Raw genomic sequence first — 15,607 nt, forward strand, 5'->3', positions numbered from 1 at the left:
TGGCTTTACCTTTGTACTCAGTACGAGCATATGAGTAGTTCTTAACACCATATGCCTGATATAATAAGCTGTCGTTCATTTCTAATGAGGTTGGGTAACCACAAAGATAATGAATAGACAGCTTTTATTTTATAAAAAAATAATACCAACGCAATTCGGGGATGAACCTTTCTAATTTCATCGTTAACCTTTTGTCAGGTATTGCTGCATATACTTTCTACGACACAAAGCCTTCCATCAATATGGAGTTTGAGATGGGAGAAACAGAGAAAGTGAAGCTGTTGACTCTATTCTAAAAACTTCTTGTGAAACACTTTTCTTTCGGTCGAGAATAAAGATCGAAAGGAGGAACTGTACACTATTAACACCAAAATAGAAAGACTTCCTTAAACCAAATTGGGGTTATTACCAAATTGAAAAGTAACATGAAAGGAGCTTTGATGAGCGTTTCTGACAGACTCTTACTCAGAAAAAGAGCCATTATAGAAATTGTGAATGACGAGCTTAAGAATATTGCGCAGGTAGAGCACTCCAGACATAGATGCTTTGACAATTTCATCGGCGATTTATTAGGCGCTATTGCAGCCTATTGTCTGTTCCCAAAGAAGCCGTGTGTCAATGTACAAAGGACAATTGATACACAGCTTGCTCTGTTCTGAATTCGTCGAACTCACGTTACTTATAGCCTTGTATGGCATAAGTAAGGACAAAATCTTGTAGAAAAAAATAATGTACAATACATTCTTTCTTGAATCGAGGAAGATATGTATGCAGCGTGTTGACTGTGTAGTTTGTAAAAAGAATATCTTTGGAGAAATCTATTTCTTGTATGTCAAAGAATTTATAGACTGCTTCTTTCGCGCTCCATAACATAGTGGCCAATTGTTCTGGCTCTCTTTTTGTTAAGAGTTCAACTTCTGATTCATTTAAGAATGCTTTGTGAAGTTTCAAAGCTCTAGAACCATAAACTTCAATGTCAATTCCGTGGCGAAAGCTTGCAGTTGATAAAGCAATATAGCTATGCGAATGGCTAATGCTGATTTCTTTATTGGGAAATGTAAGGACTGGGCGGTGTGAGAGGAGATAGTCGATGTTAGCCTCTGTTCCTAAAGCTTCGTGTAGGAGTACTCGAGTTGCCAGCCTTTCCTTTTTTCGCGATAAAGCTCCAAATAGTTCTATTTCCTCATTATATCGTTGCTTTGGTGGGAGTAAAGAAAGAAGTTCCTCAACAGTTTCGGTAGCATGCCAAAACAAGATGTCTGGAGCATCAAAAAGGAAGTGAGGGTTTGTCAGAAGTCGTGGCATTCTCTTCTCGCTTGTCTGTTTCAGTATTGATAGGAGCTGGCGCAACTTGAGGCTTGGGTGAAAGCATCTGCATGTCTTTTCCCCAAATTTCTGTGATATATCGAGTTGTGCCTTTTTTGTCTTGATAACTCCTCGTCCTAATTTCTCCTTCAATGTAGAGTTTATCTCCTTTATGTACATATTTTTCTGCCACTTCAGCTAATTTTCGCCAAAGCATAATATTGTGCCATTCCGTACGCTCTGGCACTTGTGTTCCATTAGGCAGGATGTAACCAGGAGTAGTTGTGGCTAAAGGGAATGCGGCTGTACAAACGCCGTTGTCTATATATCGGATGTTGGGCTCTTTTCCAACATTGCCGATGAGCATAGCTTTGTTGAGACTCATGGTTCTTTCTGTTATAGGGGAGAAAGCTAAAGTAGGTTTGGACTATTGATATCAAGCCTACTTTAGCTTTGTTTTATTTTATCTTATTCTGTCGGCCGCTCTGACGAGTGCTTCATCACGTTTGATCGCAGTCTTTGCTAAGATAACAAAGATGAGAGAGAGAGCCGGAGCACCACCGCAGAGAGCAGGTGTAAAATCTGTTGCAGTGTTTTGACTGAATGTAATGCTATATGCAATATAAGCCACATAGAACAATACAATACTTAAAACCGTCCAGTTGCATAGTTTTATTTGTAGTGGTCGGTTTTTGTATTTGATAATGTTGAGTAATGAAAGGATAATGGTCAGCACTGTAAAGGTGTCGATACCCCATGGGATTTGATAACTGCCAGAGTATGGAGCTATTTCAGCTGCTATAAAGCCTGTTGCCATCATAATATATGAGCCATTTTCTTTAGAGAAAAATCCTAAAGGTGCGAATAAGGCTATGGCCGGAATCAATCCGGCCAGTAAAAGATATACGCTTTGAATGCGTTGTAGCATACTAGAAAAAGGTTTAGTCCAACATGTCTTTTTCCTTCGCCGGATTGCGATAGTAAATTTTATCGTGGAGGAAGTCGTCAATTGCAATCAACGTCGGTTTAGGAAGCTTTTCATAGTAACGAGAAATTTCGATTTGTTCGCGATTCTCAAAAGTTTCTTCTAAATTGTCGTTGGATTGAGCAAACTCTTTCAGCTTCTTGCTCAAATCTTCTTTCATCTGAGCAGCAATTTGATTAGCGCGCTTCGACATAATAACAACGCTTTCATAGACGTTTCCTGTACTACGGGCAAAGTCCATAATGTTGTGTGTAATTGTGTTTGTGGGTGCTTTGCTGTTTTTGTAATCCATATTCATTATTCTTTATTGTATTCTTTTGAAAGTATCTAGTAGGCGAGAGGCTAAAGCAGAAAAGATTTGTCTTAATTATTTGTACTGCGTTTATATGCTATAGGCGTTTTGTCGTAATAATCCTTGGCATCCTTGAGATATTTAGATTCGGGATATTCATTCAAGAAACCATAATATTCATCTATTGCATCGTTGAAACGCTCTTCTTGCTTTTGAGCAACACTATTATGTGCATAATCAAACTTGGCTTTCAGGACAAGATATGCTAAATCCTCGCGGCGTTTTGTATACGGGAAATCTTTAATGGCATTTTCAGCAGTTATAATACATGCTTCATAGTTACCATTCACACCATTGCCAATATAAGAACCTAAGTCGTAATACAGTTTAGCATTGAGGTATTGCTTCTCTACAAGTTTGTCTTGTAATTCGAAAATACATTGTTGTGCATTTTCTCTAAGATGACTACCAGGATAAGCATCTAAAAAATGCTGAAATTGATTAACCGCTTGATACGTAGCTGTTTGATCTAATTTAGGTTCTGGGGTACCTAAATATAGAGCCATACCTGTATTAAATTTAGCCTCTTCTGCATAAATTCCTTTAGGGTAGGTTTCATTATATTTCTTGAAGTAGGTAGAAGCAGCATCATAGTTCTTGGACTTTAAAGAGGTTAGCCCAAGTAAATAAAGACATTCTTCTCCCTTGCTAGAGCCTTTCATGGCCGTTAATACATTCTGCAATAGATAAGAAGCACTATTGTAATGTCCTTCGGCATAAAGATGTTTGGCTGCTTCATACTTGTAGTCATAATCAGATGACTTCAAAAGATTGTTTGTTTCATTACATCCCGTCAAAAAAAGTGAGAAAATGAAAATATAGAGTAGGGCCTTGCGCATATACGTTGAAACACTTTAGAGAGCAAAAGTACAAATTTATTTCTTATTGCATCTTTTTTTTATAAATTATTAAGTTGCTCTCGCTCCAAAGCTGTGCGCATCAAGACTTTTCTGGAAATGTTTAATAATCAGCAGTCCGTGTGTCAGTCACCTAGCCTTGTTTTTCTCTTCTATCGTTTTCGTATTCTGCAAAAACCGAAGGTATACTTTAATTTTAGGCATTGGTGTTTATTATGTTTGACAATATTATTTCATTTTCGTTTGATGTATCCTTCTGAATGAGTTACCTTTGCACAAACAAATTCAACAACTTTAAATACTGTGTACATTGCAATCGCAGGAAATATAGGCAGTGGGAAGACCACGCTGACTACCCTTTTGTCTAAGCATTACAAATGGAAACCCCATTTTGAAGCCGTAGATAATAATCCTTATCTCAATGATTATTACAAGGATGTCCCCCGATGGTCGTTTAATCTAGAGGTGTTTTTCTTGAAAGAACGCTTTCGAAACTTATTAGAAATATCCCATAGCCAAGTTCCTATCATTCAAGATCGTTCAATCTTTGAGGGAGTCTATGTTTTTACGGCTAACAACAAAGATATGGGACATTTGTCGGATCGTGACTATGAAACTTATATGGAGCTTTTTAACTGTATGGTTTCCGTAGTAAATTATCCTCGACTACTCATTTATCTTCGCTCCTCTGTTCCTCATCTTGTGGCTAATATTCAGAAGCGTGGGCGGGAATATGAGCAGGCTATACCTCTTCAATATCTCGAAAACCTCAATAAACGCTATGAAGATTTTATATTCAATAGCTATCAAGGTGAGACGCTCGTTATAGATGTCGATAATCTTGATTTTCTCTTACACCCTGAGGATTTTAGCTCTATCGTTGATAAGATAGATGTAAAACTCTATGGTTTATTCTAATGGCTTGAGCCTGAAAACATATATTTATTATGCATATAGCAATTGCTGGAAACATTGGTAGCGGAAAGACAACTCTGACAAAGATGCTAGCTAAACGCTACAACTGGATGCCACATTTCGAACCTGTGGACAATAATCCATATCTAGACGACTTTTATGGTGATATGTCGCGCTGGTCGTTTAATTTGCAAATCTATTTTCTCAACAAACGTTTCAAAGATGTTGTGGAAATTTCGAAGAGCAATGATGTAATTATACAAGATCGTACTATTTTTGAAGATGCCCGTATCTTTGCACCAAACTTGCATGAAATGGGGATGATGAGCAATAGAGACTTTCAAAACTATACGGACTTATTTGATTTGATGATGTCGCTGGTAAAGTTACCCGACTTAATGATTTATATTCGTTCGACTGTTCCTAATCTGGTTTCGCAGATTGCAAAGCGCGGTCGTGAGTATGAGAAGTCCATCCGCATAGATTATTTGGAAGGTCTAAATAAGCTCTACGAGGATTGGATTAAAACCTATAATCATCATCTTATTATAGTAGATGGTGACACTACTAAATTTGAAAGTAATCCAGAAGATTTTGAAAAAATTACAGATATGATTGATTCAAAACTTTATGGGTTATTCCCCATGTAATATTTTCTGGAATTAAAGAAAGAGAAAACCGGCAAGAGCTGATTCTTTGTATGGTGGGAAATCTAGATAGTAATAGGCAGAAAAATCCGTAAGATTTTTCTGCCTATTACTATCTAGATTTATTGACTATTCCTTAATGTTCGGTTCTTCCAAACCAAGGTGCTTCTTCTTATCAACAATCTTTAAGATAAGGCCAATAACAAGAGCAATTGCACCAAGCCCTGCAAGCATAATCAGCGGAGCTGTATAGTTGAGTTGCGTGGGATCGGTCACACCAATATTTGTCTTATCAAGCACTTTTCCAATGAGCAAGGGGAACAGCCAAAGCCCGATATTTTGAATCCAGAAGATAAGGGCATAGGCAGATCCAATGATTTTTGCATCGACCAATTTGGGAACACTGGGCCAAAGTGAGGCAGGAACTAAAGAGAAAGACGCCCCGAGAACAAGAATTGTTACGTATGCCACAATAACACCTCCAACTTGGCTTTCTTTGAACTCAGGAAGAACAAAAGCAAAGGTGAGATGACAGAAAATCAAGAGCAGTGAACCTAAAACAAGCATAGATGCTGCTTTTCCTTTGTGGTCGACATAGCTACCAAGTATCGGAGTGATACCAACAGCCAAGAGTGGGAATACAGCAAAGATTGATTCTGCAGACTGACGCATATAGCCCATATAGCAATAAACGACAAGGCTAAAGATAGAGATGGTCAGCATGGTGTATTTAAGTGCTTTTTTCTTCATGAAGTTGAACATGAAGGCAGAAGCTGCAACTAATAGCATGATAGCATACTGGACGATTGTTACACTTGAAGACGCCCAGAAAGAGCTTTTAGGCAGTTCTGTGAATGAAAGATTGCACTGAAGCATATTTACGGCATACTTCTGGAAGGGGAAGATGGCAGAGTAATATAAAACGCAGAGCAGAGCAACGAGCCAGAACCCCATACTTGTGAGAATCTTACCCAAGTCGCTAATCTTGAAGGGTTCGTCTTTTTCTTCTGCTTCGCCAGTTTGAGAGTCGAGTTTTTTGTCCATAAAGAAATAGACGATGAACATGATCAAAGCAATGCAGATGAGCACAACACCAAATGCTACTGAACGAGAAACATTTACTTGGTTGCCCAACTTGGCAAAGAACGGAGAGAAAATCATGCAAGTGGCAACGCCAAGGCGTGCAAGTGCCATTTCTGAGCCCATTGCCAAAGCCATTTCACGTCCCTTAAACCATTTTACAATACCACGAGAAACTGTGATACCTGCCATTTCTACACCGCAGCCAAAAATCATGAAACCGCAGGCTGCCACTTTGGCGGAGGCGGGCATACCTTCATAGAAGGGGGAAACGCCCAATTGTTCAAAGACGGGGATGTGATTGAGGTTATTCGTAAACCAAACGTCGATCGCACTTCCTACAAAACTATCGCTGATGGCGTAATACTTAATGAGTGCGCCTGCTAGCATAACAGCTCCAGAGAGTATAGCAGTGAAACGTACGCCCATCTTGTCGAGAATGATACCTGCAAAGATGAGGAAGAAGATAAAGACATTCAAGAATGTTTCCGAACCTTGCATAGTTCCGAAAGCAGTAGAGTCCCATCCTCTTTGCTCCTGCATCAATTCTTTGATAGGGGAGAGAATATCTACAAATATGTAGGCACAGAACATGGCCAAGGCCAACAGGAGAAGAGCGGTCCAGCGCATTCCTGCTGAATCTCTCAGAGTAGTTTGGATTTTTTCTGTCATAATATATATAATTATTTCTTTTTTATGTGTGGATGGCTCTTATTTTTTCAACCAACGGTCAAGCCAACGGAAGAAGGTACGTTGCCAAAGAATTCCGTTTTGAGGCTGGAGAACCCAATGATTCTCATCTGGGAAGAGTAACATTTGTGCAGGAATTCCGCGCAGTCGAGCTGCTGCAAAGGCACTTTCGGCTTGTGTGTATTCAATACGGAAGTCGCGCTGTCCGTGAATGCAAAGTATAGGAGCCGTCCATTTATCAACATAGAGATGAGGGCTTTCAGCATAGGCTTTGCGAATTTCTCCATTTTGGCGTTCCCAAGGAGCACCTCCAAGATCCCAATTGGGAAACCACATTTCTTCAGTTTCCACATATTGCTGTTGCGTATTGTAAATACCGTCATGTGCTATCAAAGCTTTGAAGCGACCTTCGTGATGACCTGCCAACCAGTAAACACTGAAGCCACCAAAACTTGCACCTACAGCACCAAGGCGTTCTTTATCAACATAGGGTTCTTTAGCCACATCATCGATTGCACTTAAGTAGTCCTGCATACAAAGGCCTGTGTAGTCACCACTAATCTCCTCAAGCCATTCCATGCCAAAGCCTGGAAGTCCTCGACGGTTAGGAGCAACAACGATATATCCATTGGCTACCATCATCTGAAAGTTCCAACGATAGCTCCAAAACTGAGATACAGGACTCTGTGGTCCACCTTCGCAGAAGAGTAGGGCGGGATATTTTTTGTTCGCATCAAAGTGAGGCGGATAAATAACCCAAACGAGCTCTTCCTTTCCATCAATTGTCTTTACCCATCTCTCTTTTACTTCTCCCATCGTGAGTTGATCGAAAATGGGCTTATTTTCGTTCGTTAGTTGCTGGATGGAAACAGATTTACCTTGAGGAATAATCTCAAAGAGTTCATCTGGATGGGACATACTATGGCGTTTTGCCAAGACCCCTTTACCCGTTGCATTGAGAGATACTAAAACGTAGTCAGCCGTTTCATTTGTCAGCTGTTTTACGCACCCTTGAAGGTTGGTAGCATAGATGTTTGTCTTGCCATGCCAGCAGCCTCTAAAATAGAAACTCTTGCTATCGGGCTGCCATAGGAACTCGTTGACGCCACTTTCAAAGGATTCTGTAACGTAAGTCTTTTTCCCTGTAGCTAGTTCGTAAACACAGAGGCGGCTACGATCACTTTCGTATCCATCACGCATCATACTGCTCCATGCAACATATTTTCCATCTGGTGAGAACTGAGGATTTTGATCATATCCCATATTGCAATCGACTGTAGAATGAGGAGAGTTAATGGCTTGTCGTTCTAAACTCTCTGTAACTTTCACTTCTGGAGCTACATACCCTTCAGGTTTGCAGAGATTGCGTGTAGTCTTGTTGGCAAGATTGTAAAGATAGATGTCACTATCGGTGGAGATGGCATATTTCAATCCTGCTTTTTTGCGACAAGTATATGCAATCTGACTTCCATCGGGACTCCACGCCAACTGTTCTACTCCTCCGAATGGTTCCATGGGACATTCGTAAGGTTCGCCCTTCATGATATCTTCGGCGTCAGTAATAGAGTTGCCATTGAAAGTGGCGACAAAAGGATGAGGGGCTGTTGTTACATAATGATCCCAATGTTTATACATGAGATCATTTATAACCATGCCGCTAGCCTTATCCAAGTCTGCATCATTCTGCTGAATGCTTGTATTTTGTGGAACGGTCTTTATGAGAATAACTCTCTTGCTGTCGGGCGAAAAGAGGAAGTCGCTAATCTCATCTTTCTCATGGGAGATTTGTACACGATTGTTACCATCTGCATTCATCATCCACACTTGTCCTCCAAAGAGATAGGCTATGTTCTGCCCATTATTTATATAGATAGCGCCACGTTCGCTGTTTTCACTTGTTGTGAGTTGCTGTGTTGCCTTGCTTTTCATATCCAAAAGATAGAGGACGCTGTGACTCTTGTTTTGCTCCTTACTATAGTAGCTAACAGAGTAGACTGCAGTCTTTCCATTGGGCGCGAGGTTAACACTTCCGAGACGTCCCATTTGCCACAAAACTTCGGGAGTCATAATGTCCGAAGAAAGTTTAGGACTTACTTTTCCAATAAACCCGTCAGCACTAGCTGTCGTGGCGGCAAGAGCCGTTGCAATTACAATAGACTTTATCATCTGTGCTTAGTATTAAAAAGGCTGATACGCCTCTTTAATTTTTTCAAAGAGAACGTATCAGCTGGTTGTGAATTTATTTGTTAGTGCGATTACGTAAAGCTTCTTGTTTCTTGCGTAATTCTTCCTGTTGCTCTTGAAGAGCTTGTAAGCGTGCTGCAAAACCACCCACCTTCTTATTGGGATTGTTCTTGTTGTTTTTGAAATTTTCTTCCAATTTAGCTAAAAGTCGTGCATCGTCTGTGGTACGACGAAGATACCACATTGTTAAAGCACTTGTAAGCAGAGAAATGAAATAGTAGTAGTTCAAACCGCTGGAGTACTTGTTAAACATGAAGAAGAAGAATACAGGCATGAGGAACATCATCCACTGCATAAGTTTCATCTGCTGTGCCTGTTCGCCACTCATACTCTCTTGTTGCTGGCGCATCATAAGCCAAGAATACAAAAGGTTTGTACCGCAGAAAAGGATACAAAATAGACTAAGATGGTCACCTAAAAGCCAAATGTCGCTGCCCCAGCTGATAAGGTCATCATAGGTAGAGAGGTCATCGGCCCAAAGGAAAGACTGCTGACGCAATTCAAAGGCGTTGGGGATGAAGTTGAACATCGCGATCCACACGGGCATCTGAATGAGCATTGGTAAACAGCCCCCCATAGGACTTACCCCATATTGACTGTAGAGCGTCATCATTTCTTGCTGGCGCTTCATGGCGTCTTCCTTGTTGGGGTACTTCTTTTGCAATTCGTCTACTTTAGGCTTGAGGACGCGCATCTTGGCACTGCTCATGTAACTCTTTCGCGTTGTAGGGTAGACAAGAACACGGAGAAGGAGTGTAATGATGAGTAGAACAATACCCATATTCATTCCAAAGCCTGTAAAGAAGTCAAAGACGTAGATGGTAAAGAATCTGTTGATCCAACGGATGATAGGCCAGCCGAGATACACTAAATCTTGCAGTCCTAATTCTTGCTGGCTAATGCGGTATTTTTCCATACTTTGAAGGTACCGATATTGGTTAGGACCAAAGTAGAACTGTATTTGTGTGGGATTCTTTCCTGACGGATCGAACGGTATGGCAAGTTGTGCACTATAGTCTTTTACAAAACCACTATTTTCACCGCAGGTATCGCTCTTTAATGCAGTATTACTGAAAGCTTCTTTTCCTGCAATGATCACAGCACTAAAGTATTGGTTTTTAAATGCTATCCACGAAACTGCTCCTTCGAGCTTTTCTTCTGCAGATTTGTATTCATTGAGTTTTTCTGTATTACCATCTTTCGTTTTGTATGTCAAGGTGGAGTACATATTCTCAAAGTAGAGACCTTTTTCTTGTTGACGCACTTTGTCGTTCCATGCAATCTGAAGAGGTTTGTTTATAAATAAACGTCCCTTTGAACGGAAAGCTACATTTACCATGTAGGTGTTAGAGAGTAGAGTGTAATCAATATAGAGCGTATCGCCAGTTGTGGCTCCAAGTGCAAGTGTTAAAGAAGAGTCCGTTTTTGCTATAGTTTGGAAGATGTAGCCATGGAGATTGTAAAGACCTTTTGTTGTTTCCATTTGGAACTCCATTTGTGCTGTTTTTGCATCAAATAGTGTTAGATCTTTTTTAGTCTGCTCATGGAAGTCTTTATATGACTTGAACTTGAGCAGGTGAACTTCGCTCACGCTACCACCTTTCGGAGAGATAGTAACAGCTACTTTCTCATTACGAAGAACAACGGGAAGTGCAGCCTGACTATCTGTCAAAGCTGTATAGAAAACATCGCTGCTATCAACCGTTTGAGGCTGAATGGGTTGTTGGTTCTTTATTTCTGTTGAAGGAGTCGTTTGTGTAGCCTGTGTCTGTTCTGTGCTTTGTGGTTGAGCATCTTGAGGCTTTGCAAAATAACTATATCCTATCAGTACTAATGCTATAAGGAATAATCCAGTGAGAGTATTTTTATCCATTTATTTTTTTCTTTCTTTCTTGCTTGCTACTATTGCTGCTTTAATAAAATTGAGGAAAAGAGGGTGTGGGTGCAGTACGGTGCTAGTGTATTCAGGATGGAATTGAACGCCGATATACCATTGCTTCTCTGGAATTTCTACAATTTCTACTAAGTCGCTTTCGGGATTAGTTCCCGTACACTTCATTCCTGCATTTTCGAATACTTCGCGATATGAACTATTGAATTCATAGCGATGGCGGTGGCGTTCGCGGATTTCTTCCTTCTGGTAGATTTCTCTAGCTCGGCTTCCTTCACGCAGTAGACACTCATAGCCGCCTAGGCGCATAGTGCCGCCCATATTTGTAATATTCTTTTGTTCTTCCATAAGGTCAATCACGCCATGTTTGGTTTGCTGATCCATCTCAATAGAGTTTGCATCCTCATACCCAAGAACATTTCTGGCAAATTCGATACACATCATTTGCATACCGAGGCAGATACCAAAGGTTGGGATATCATGTTCGCGACTATAGCGAGCCGCAATGATTTTTCCTTCAATACCGCGTTGTCCAAAACCTGGACAGATTACCAAGCCATGCATACCTTTCAGCATATTTTCGACGGTGGCATCTGTAATCTTTTCAGAGTTGATAAAAGTGGTCTTAACCTTATAGTCATTATAAGTGCCTGCTTGCGAGAGGCTTTCGAGAATACTCTTATACGCATCTTGTAAATCATATTTACCTATAAGACCTATATTGACTACTTCTGTTGCTTTGTGACGACGTTCTAAAAAAGAGCGCCAAGGGCCAAGTCCCGGAGTTTCACCTACAGGCATTCCCATCTTCTTCATTATAGTTGCATCAAGATGTTGCTCTTGCATGCGTAATGGGACTTCGTAAATGGTGGGTTGGTCAAGGCTTTGTACGACTGCATCAGGACTTACGTTGCAGAAGTTGGCAACTTTTTTCTTGAGGCTTTCGCTGAGAGAGTGCTCTGTGCGGAGAACCAAGATGTCTGGCTGAATACCTAGGCTTTGCAGCTCTTTTACGCTATGCTGCGTTGGTTTTGTCTTCAATTCCTTTGCAGCAGCCAAATAGGGAACAAACGTTAAATGTATACATAATGCGTTTTGTCCTAACTCCCACTTGAGTTCGCGGATAGCTTCTAAGAAAGGAAGACTCTCAATATCGCCAACTGTTCCGCCTACTTCAGTGATTACAAAATCGAAGTGATATTTTTTTCCATTTAAGAGCATTGCGCGCTTAATCTCATCGGTGATATGGGGGACCACTTGCACTGTTTTTCCCAAATAATCTCCGCGGCGCTCTTTTTCTATAACGTTTTGGTATATTCTACCTGTTGTTACATTATTGGCTGCACTTGTTCGAATTCCAGTGAAGCGTTCGTAGTGACCGAGGTCTAAATCGGTCTCGCGGCCGTCATCTGTCACATAGCACTCGCCATGCTCGTATGGATTTAAAGTTCCAGGATCGACATTGATATAGGGGTCAAACTTCTGGATAGTAATGTTAAAACCACGTGCCTGAAGCAACTTGCCAATGGAGGCCGCAATAATGCCTTTACCTAATGAACTGGCAACACCGCCCGTCACGAAGATGTACTTTGTTTCCATGCTGTGTGAAATAGAATTATTTAATTTTATGCGAAAATACAATAATGCCAAGGAACTTCAAAACAAAACAAGGAGGAAAGCCCGTAACGATCTCCTCAATCCTGAAGTTTTTTGCAAAAGAAAAGGTAAGGAGGGAATCTCTGAGGAGTTAAATAGTTCGTCAAAGATTCACTGCTTACCTTAATCTATCGAAGTTTTATAATCAACACAAGAGCGCGAGGTTAGCAAAGGTTTTAGTATTGCTGCTATCTCTTGATGCGCAGGATGTAGGCCATAAGCCTTAATGTCTTCAAGACTTTCAAACAAGCTATTCAAGCAGATATCCCACACTTCGCTCTCATTCTTATTTTCTCCTACCTCAATTTCTTTTATTGTAGGGATAATTGCTGGCAAAGCTTCAATACCTTCTTTGAAAGAAAGAAAGGCTTTCTCACGATTTAGGGGGGCTATATCGTCACGGAACTTGAACAAAACGATGTGTCTATACATGAACAATAAAAAATTACTAATTTTGTTGCAAAATTAAAGAAATGTGGAGGAACCTTATAGTATTTCTGTTGATTTTCTGCTGTTTTTCTTCTTGTAAGAAAGCGGCAAAGGATGAAAAGTCTACACTCTTCTCTAAAACAAATACAACAAATGCGACTGGCTATGACTGGGAGCGCATACAAGAGTCTGGGGAACTGATCATTGGTACGATCTCTGGACCTGATACTTATTTTGATTATAACGGAGCTCCAATGGGGTTACAGTTTGCCTTAGCGCAAAATTTTGCTCAAGAGAACGGATTGCATATTAGAGTTGAATTAGCAAAAAGCACGCAGGAGCTTTGCCAACTGCTATCAAAAGGAGATATAGATATTGCTGTATATCCATTGAAAAAGAAAGAGATAACTCAGAGCAAACTTACTGCTGCTGGAGTATCTGATGTGAAAGCTGGTACAAGTTGGGCTGTTGCTTCTCAGAATGAAGACTTGGCTGATGCCTTGAAGCATTGGTATCAGAAGGGGCTTGAGGATAAAGTACAGAAAGATGAACGACAACGAATAGAGCAACGATTCGTAGTGCATCGACACGTAAGATCTCCGTATCTTTCTCGAGAAAAAGGAATTATTTCTGTTTACGATGATTATTTCCGAGATGCAGCTCGAACAACAGGATGGGATTGGCGCCTTATTGCTGCTCAATGTTATCAAGAAAGTGGTTTCGATCCAAATGCTCGAAGTGGAGCAGGTGCACAAGGGCTGATGCAGTTGATGCCTGCAACGGCAGCAAGCGTTGGACTAACAGATGTTTATGCTCCCAAAGAAAATATTCAAGCTGCTGCGCGCTATATAAAAGTTTTGCAACGTTCATTTTCTGGCATAAGAGATGGAAGTGAACGAATCCGCTTTATTCTTGCCGCCTATAATGCAGGACCTGGGCACATTAAGGATGCACAGGCGTTGGCTAGAAAGTATGGGAAAAATCCAGATTCGTGGAGTGATGTTTTATTTTTTGTGCAAGCATTGTCCACGTATAAGTATTATACAGATGATGTAGTAAAATATGGCTACATGATTGGTTCACAAACTAGTAAATATGTGGAAGATATTATTGCAAGATGGCGAGGATATGGTGGGCGAGAAGACCTTGGTTCTCCAATAATGGCTCCTTCTGATTATCATAATATAACTAGGAAACCAAATCGATTTACGAAAGGTACCGTTATCGTTCGTCCCGATAAAGATATTTCTGACAATAACTAATATCCTTATTGTATTTTCAAATACAATAAGGATACCAGTTCATAGAATAAGGCTATCAGCCGAAGCGCTTATTGTATTTGTAGTTATGCTAAAACCCCCAATTCGGGATAAGCAGTACTTCTTTTTCCTCAAAAAAGTTTCAATAAAAGCCTAAAAAGAGGATTGTTTTTTGTATATTTACTGTTGATAATCAATCATATAACAAAATAACAATCCTCATGAAACTTGTCAGCAAAGTTACGGAAATCTATTGTATTGCAGATGATTTCTGCAAAGAATATCATTTAGAATTGAACAAAACCTCTCTTTCGCTCTCAAATCCCTCTGCCAATAGTCCAAAACATCGCAAGAGAAGAGGGCGAATGAGTGATGCTGAAATGATCACAATTCTTATATTGTTCCACAGCAATACATTTCGGAATTTCAAACATTTCTATCTCTTTTATGTTTGCCGAGAACTAAAAAAAGAGTTTCCCAATCTACTCTCCTATACACTCTTTGTTGAGCGTATGCCTCGTGTTGCAATACCCCTTTTGCTCTTTCTCAAACTGGGATTAATGGGAGAATGCACAGGGATAACCTTTATCGATTCTACACGTATTCCCGTGTGCGACAACAAGAGACAATCCCGTAATCGCGTATTCAAAGGTTATGCCCAAAAGGGGAAAAGTACGATGGGATGGTACTATGGATTCAAACTTCATCTTTTGTGTAATGAACGAGGCGAACTACTCAATTTTGCTCTAACCCGAGCCAATGTAGACGACCGTAACCCAAAAGTATTCAACGATTTGACGAAGGATCTGTTTGGAAAATTATATGCCGATAAAGGTTATATTTCTCAATCACTTTTTGCTTCACTCTTTGATAGAGGTGTACACATCGTAACAGGAATACGGACTAATATGAAGAACCGCTTAATGGATGTGCATGATAAAATCATGCTTCGCAAGAGAAGTATCATAGAGACTATCAATGATATGTTGAAGAACGTTGCACAGATAGTTCACACACGCCATAGAAGTATCGCTAATTTCATCGTTAACCTTTTGGCAGGTATAGCTGCATATACTTTCTACGACACAAAGCCTTCCATCAACATGGAGTTTGATAGGGATGTAAAGCAGAGTGTAAAACAGCTCACGTTATTCTAACCTATAATTTGCGTGAAACAATTATACTTCGGTTTTAGGTCAAGGCCGAAAGGATGCGTGTGCGGTTTAAGAAACTCATGAAAGAGCGTTTCTTAAACCGAATTGGGGTTAAAAGCAAGAGAGACAATAATAATTGATAG

14 protein-coding genes and 2 pseudogenes are annotated in these 15,607 nt (G+C 40.2%); 6 read left to right on the forward strand and 10 right to left on the reverse strand.

Annotation, left to right across the window (positions count from 1 at the left end):
- Positions 1-164: 164 nt before the first annotated feature.
- Both FHS60_RS10445 and FHS60_RS09440 read left to right on the forward strand, forming a co-directional pair.
- Positions 165-296 (forward strand): annotated as a pseudogene (locus FHS60_RS10445) (IS982 family transposase); the annotation flags it as partial.
- A gap of 99 nt (positions 297-395) precedes the next feature.
- A pseudogene (locus FHS60_RS09440) lies at positions 396-659 on the forward strand (transposase); the annotation flags it as partial.
- Positions 660-675: 16 nt separating this feature from the next.
- On the opposite strand, the gene FHS60_RS09445 reads toward FHS60_RS09440, so the two are convergent.
- From FHS60_RS09445 to FHS60_RS09465, 5 genes are all read right to left on the reverse strand, one after another.
- Complete coding sequence (locus FHS60_RS09445) at positions 676-1,305, reverse strand: 4'-phosphopantetheinyl transferase family protein (protein WP_009346480.1); 630 nt, start codon at positions 1,303-1,305, stop codon at positions 676-678.
- The gene (locus tag FHS60_RS09450; RefSeq protein ID WP_009346481.1) at positions 1,268-1,690 is read right to left on the reverse strand and encodes a single-stranded DNA-binding protein; all 423 of its coding nucleotides are present in this window, start codon (positions 1,688-1,690) and stop codon (positions 1,268-1,270) included. Before FHS60_RS09450 ends, FHS60_RS09445 begins: the two co-directional genes overlap by 38 nt.
- Before the next feature lie 78 nt (positions 1,691-1,768).
- Complete coding sequence (locus FHS60_RS09455) at positions 1,769-2,233, reverse strand: DUF4293 domain-containing protein (RefSeq protein ID WP_183697935.1); 465 nt, start codon at positions 2,231-2,233, stop codon at positions 1,769-1,771.
- 13 nt (positions 2,234-2,246) lie between these two features.
- Complete coding sequence (locus FHS60_RS09460) at positions 2,247-2,582, reverse strand: DNA-directed RNA polymerase subunit omega (RefSeq protein WP_183697937.1); 336 nt, start codon at positions 2,580-2,582, stop codon at positions 2,247-2,249.
- Positions 2,583-2,653: 71 nt separating this feature from the next.
- Positions 2,654-3,481 carry an outer membrane protein assembly factor BamD gene (locus tag FHS60_RS09465; RefSeq protein ID WP_183697939.1) on the reverse strand — a complete coding sequence of 276 codons (828 nt, stop codon included), beginning with the start codon at positions 3,479-3,481 and terminating at the stop codon, positions 2,654-2,656.
- A gap of 321 nt (positions 3,482-3,802) precedes the next feature.
- Here FHS60_RS09465 and FHS60_RS09470 point away from each other — a divergent pair, with 321 nt between their 5' ends.
- Positions 3,803-4,417 (forward strand): deoxynucleoside kinase, encoded by a 615-nt coding sequence (locus FHS60_RS09470; RefSeq protein WP_009346485.1) that lies wholly within the window; start codon positions 3,803-3,805, stop codon positions 4,415-4,417.
- Positions 4,418-4,446: 29 nt separating this feature from the next.
- Positions 4,447-5,064: a deoxynucleoside kinase gene (locus tag FHS60_RS09475; protein ID WP_009346486.1), complete on the forward strand. Its 618-nt coding sequence runs from the start codon at positions 4,447-4,449 to the stop codon at positions 5,062-5,064.
- A 126-nt stretch (positions 5,065-5,190) separates the two neighbouring features.
- Here the strand turns inward: FHS60_RS09475 and FHS60_RS09480 are convergent, their stop codons facing one another.
- The 5 genes from FHS60_RS09480 to FHS60_RS09500 all read right to left on the reverse strand — a co-directional run bounded on the left by FHS60_RS09480 (position 5,191) and on the right by FHS60_RS09500 (position 13,054).
- Positions 5,191-6,813: an MFS transporter gene (locus FHS60_RS09480; RefSeq protein WP_009346487.1), complete on the reverse strand. Its 1,623-nt coding sequence runs from the start codon at positions 6,811-6,813 to the stop codon at positions 5,191-5,193.
- Positions 6,814-6,852: 39 nt separating this feature from the next.
- Positions 6,853-8,997, reverse strand: a complete 2,145-nt coding sequence (gene dpp5, locus FHS60_RS09485; RefSeq protein WP_183697941.1) for a dipeptidyl-peptidase Dpp5 — start codon at positions 8,995-8,997, stop codon at positions 6,853-6,855.
- 73 nt (positions 8,998-9,070) lie between these two features.
- Entirely contained in the window at positions 9,071-10,948 is a 1,878-nt protein-coding gene (gene yidC, locus FHS60_RS09490) for a membrane protein insertase YidC (RefSeq protein ID WP_183697943.1), read from the reverse strand.
- Positions 10,949-12,565 (reverse strand): CTP synthase, encoded by a 1,617-nt coding sequence (locus FHS60_RS09495; RefSeq protein WP_183697945.1) that lies wholly within the window; start codon positions 12,563-12,565, stop codon positions 10,949-10,951.
- 180 nt (positions 12,566-12,745) lie between these two features.
- A complete protein-coding gene (locus FHS60_RS09500) occupies positions 12,746-13,054 on the reverse strand; it encodes a Dabb family protein (RefSeq protein ID WP_183697947.1) in 309 nt (102 codons plus the stop codon).
- Between the two features lie 41 nt (positions 13,055-13,095).
- Between FHS60_RS09500 and FHS60_RS09505 the strand changes: the two genes are divergently transcribed.
- Positions 13,096-14,313, forward strand: coding sequence for an MltF family protein (locus tag FHS60_RS09505; RefSeq protein WP_183697949.1), 1,218 nt, complete (start codon positions 13,096-13,098; stop codon positions 14,311-14,313).
- 218 nt (positions 14,314-14,531) lie between these two features.
- On the forward strand, positions 14,532-15,467 hold the full coding sequence (locus tag FHS60_RS09510; RefSeq protein WP_183697951.1) for an IS982 family transposase: 936 nt from the start codon (positions 14,532-14,534) through the stop codon (positions 15,465-15,467).
- The last annotated feature ends 140 nt before the right edge of the window (positions 15,468-15,607 follow it).

The sequence above is a fragment of the Alloprevotella rava genome, from assembly GCF_014195585.1.
GTDB lineage: Bacteria > Bacteroidota > Bacteroidia > Bacteroidales > Bacteroidaceae > Alloprevotella > Alloprevotella rava.

Excerpts from the sequence above, each read along its gene's own strand:
- FHS60_RS09445 (WP_009346480.1), bottom strand. The coding sequence starts at position 1,305 with ATGCCACGACTTCTGACAAACCCTCACTTCCTTTTTGATGCTCCAGAC.
- FHS60_RS09450 (WP_009346481.1), bottom strand. The coding sequence starts at position 1,690 with ATGAGTCTCAACAAAGCTATGCTCATCGGCAATGTTGGAAAAGAGCCC.
- FHS60_RS09455 (WP_183697935.1), bottom strand. The coding sequence starts at position 2,233 with ATGCTACAACGCATTCAAAGCGTATATCTTTTACTGGCCGGATTGATT.
- FHS60_RS09460 (WP_183697937.1), bottom strand. The coding sequence starts at position 2,582 with ATGGATTACAAAAACAGCAAAGCACCCACAAACACAATTACACACAAC.
- FHS60_RS09465 (WP_183697939.1), bottom strand. The coding sequence starts at position 3,481 with ATGCGCAAGGCCCTACTCTATATTTTCATTTTCTCACTTTTTTTGACG.
- FHS60_RS09475 (WP_009346486.1), top strand. The coding sequence starts at position 4,447 with ATGCATATAGCAATTGCTGGAAACATTGGTAGCGGAAAGACAACTCTG.
- FHS60_RS09480 (WP_009346487.1), bottom strand. The coding sequence starts at position 6,813 with ATGACAGAAAAAATCCAAACTACTCTGAGAGATTCAGCAGGAATGCGC.
- dpp5 (WP_183697941.1), bottom strand. The coding sequence starts at position 8,997 with ATGATAAAGTCTATTGTAATTGCAACGGCTCTTGCCGCCACGACAGCT.
- yidC (WP_183697943.1), bottom strand. The coding sequence starts at position 10,948 with ATGGATAAAAATACTCTCACTGGATTATTCCTTATAGCATTAGTACTG.
- FHS60_RS09495 (WP_183697945.1), bottom strand. The coding sequence starts at position 12,565 with ATGGAAACAAAGTACATCTTCGTGACGGGCGGTGTTGCCAGTTCATTA.
- FHS60_RS09500 (WP_183697947.1), bottom strand. The coding sequence starts at position 13,054 with ATGTATAGACACATCGTTTTGTTCAAGTTCCGTGACGATATAGCCCCC.
- FHS60_RS09505 (WP_183697949.1), top strand. The coding sequence starts at position 13,096 with ATGTGGAGGAACCTTATAGTATTTCTGTTGATTTTCTGCTGTTTTTCT.
- FHS60_RS09510 (WP_183697951.1), top strand. The coding sequence starts at position 14,532 with ATGAAACTTGTCAGCAAAGTTACGGAAATCTATTGTATTGCAGATGAT.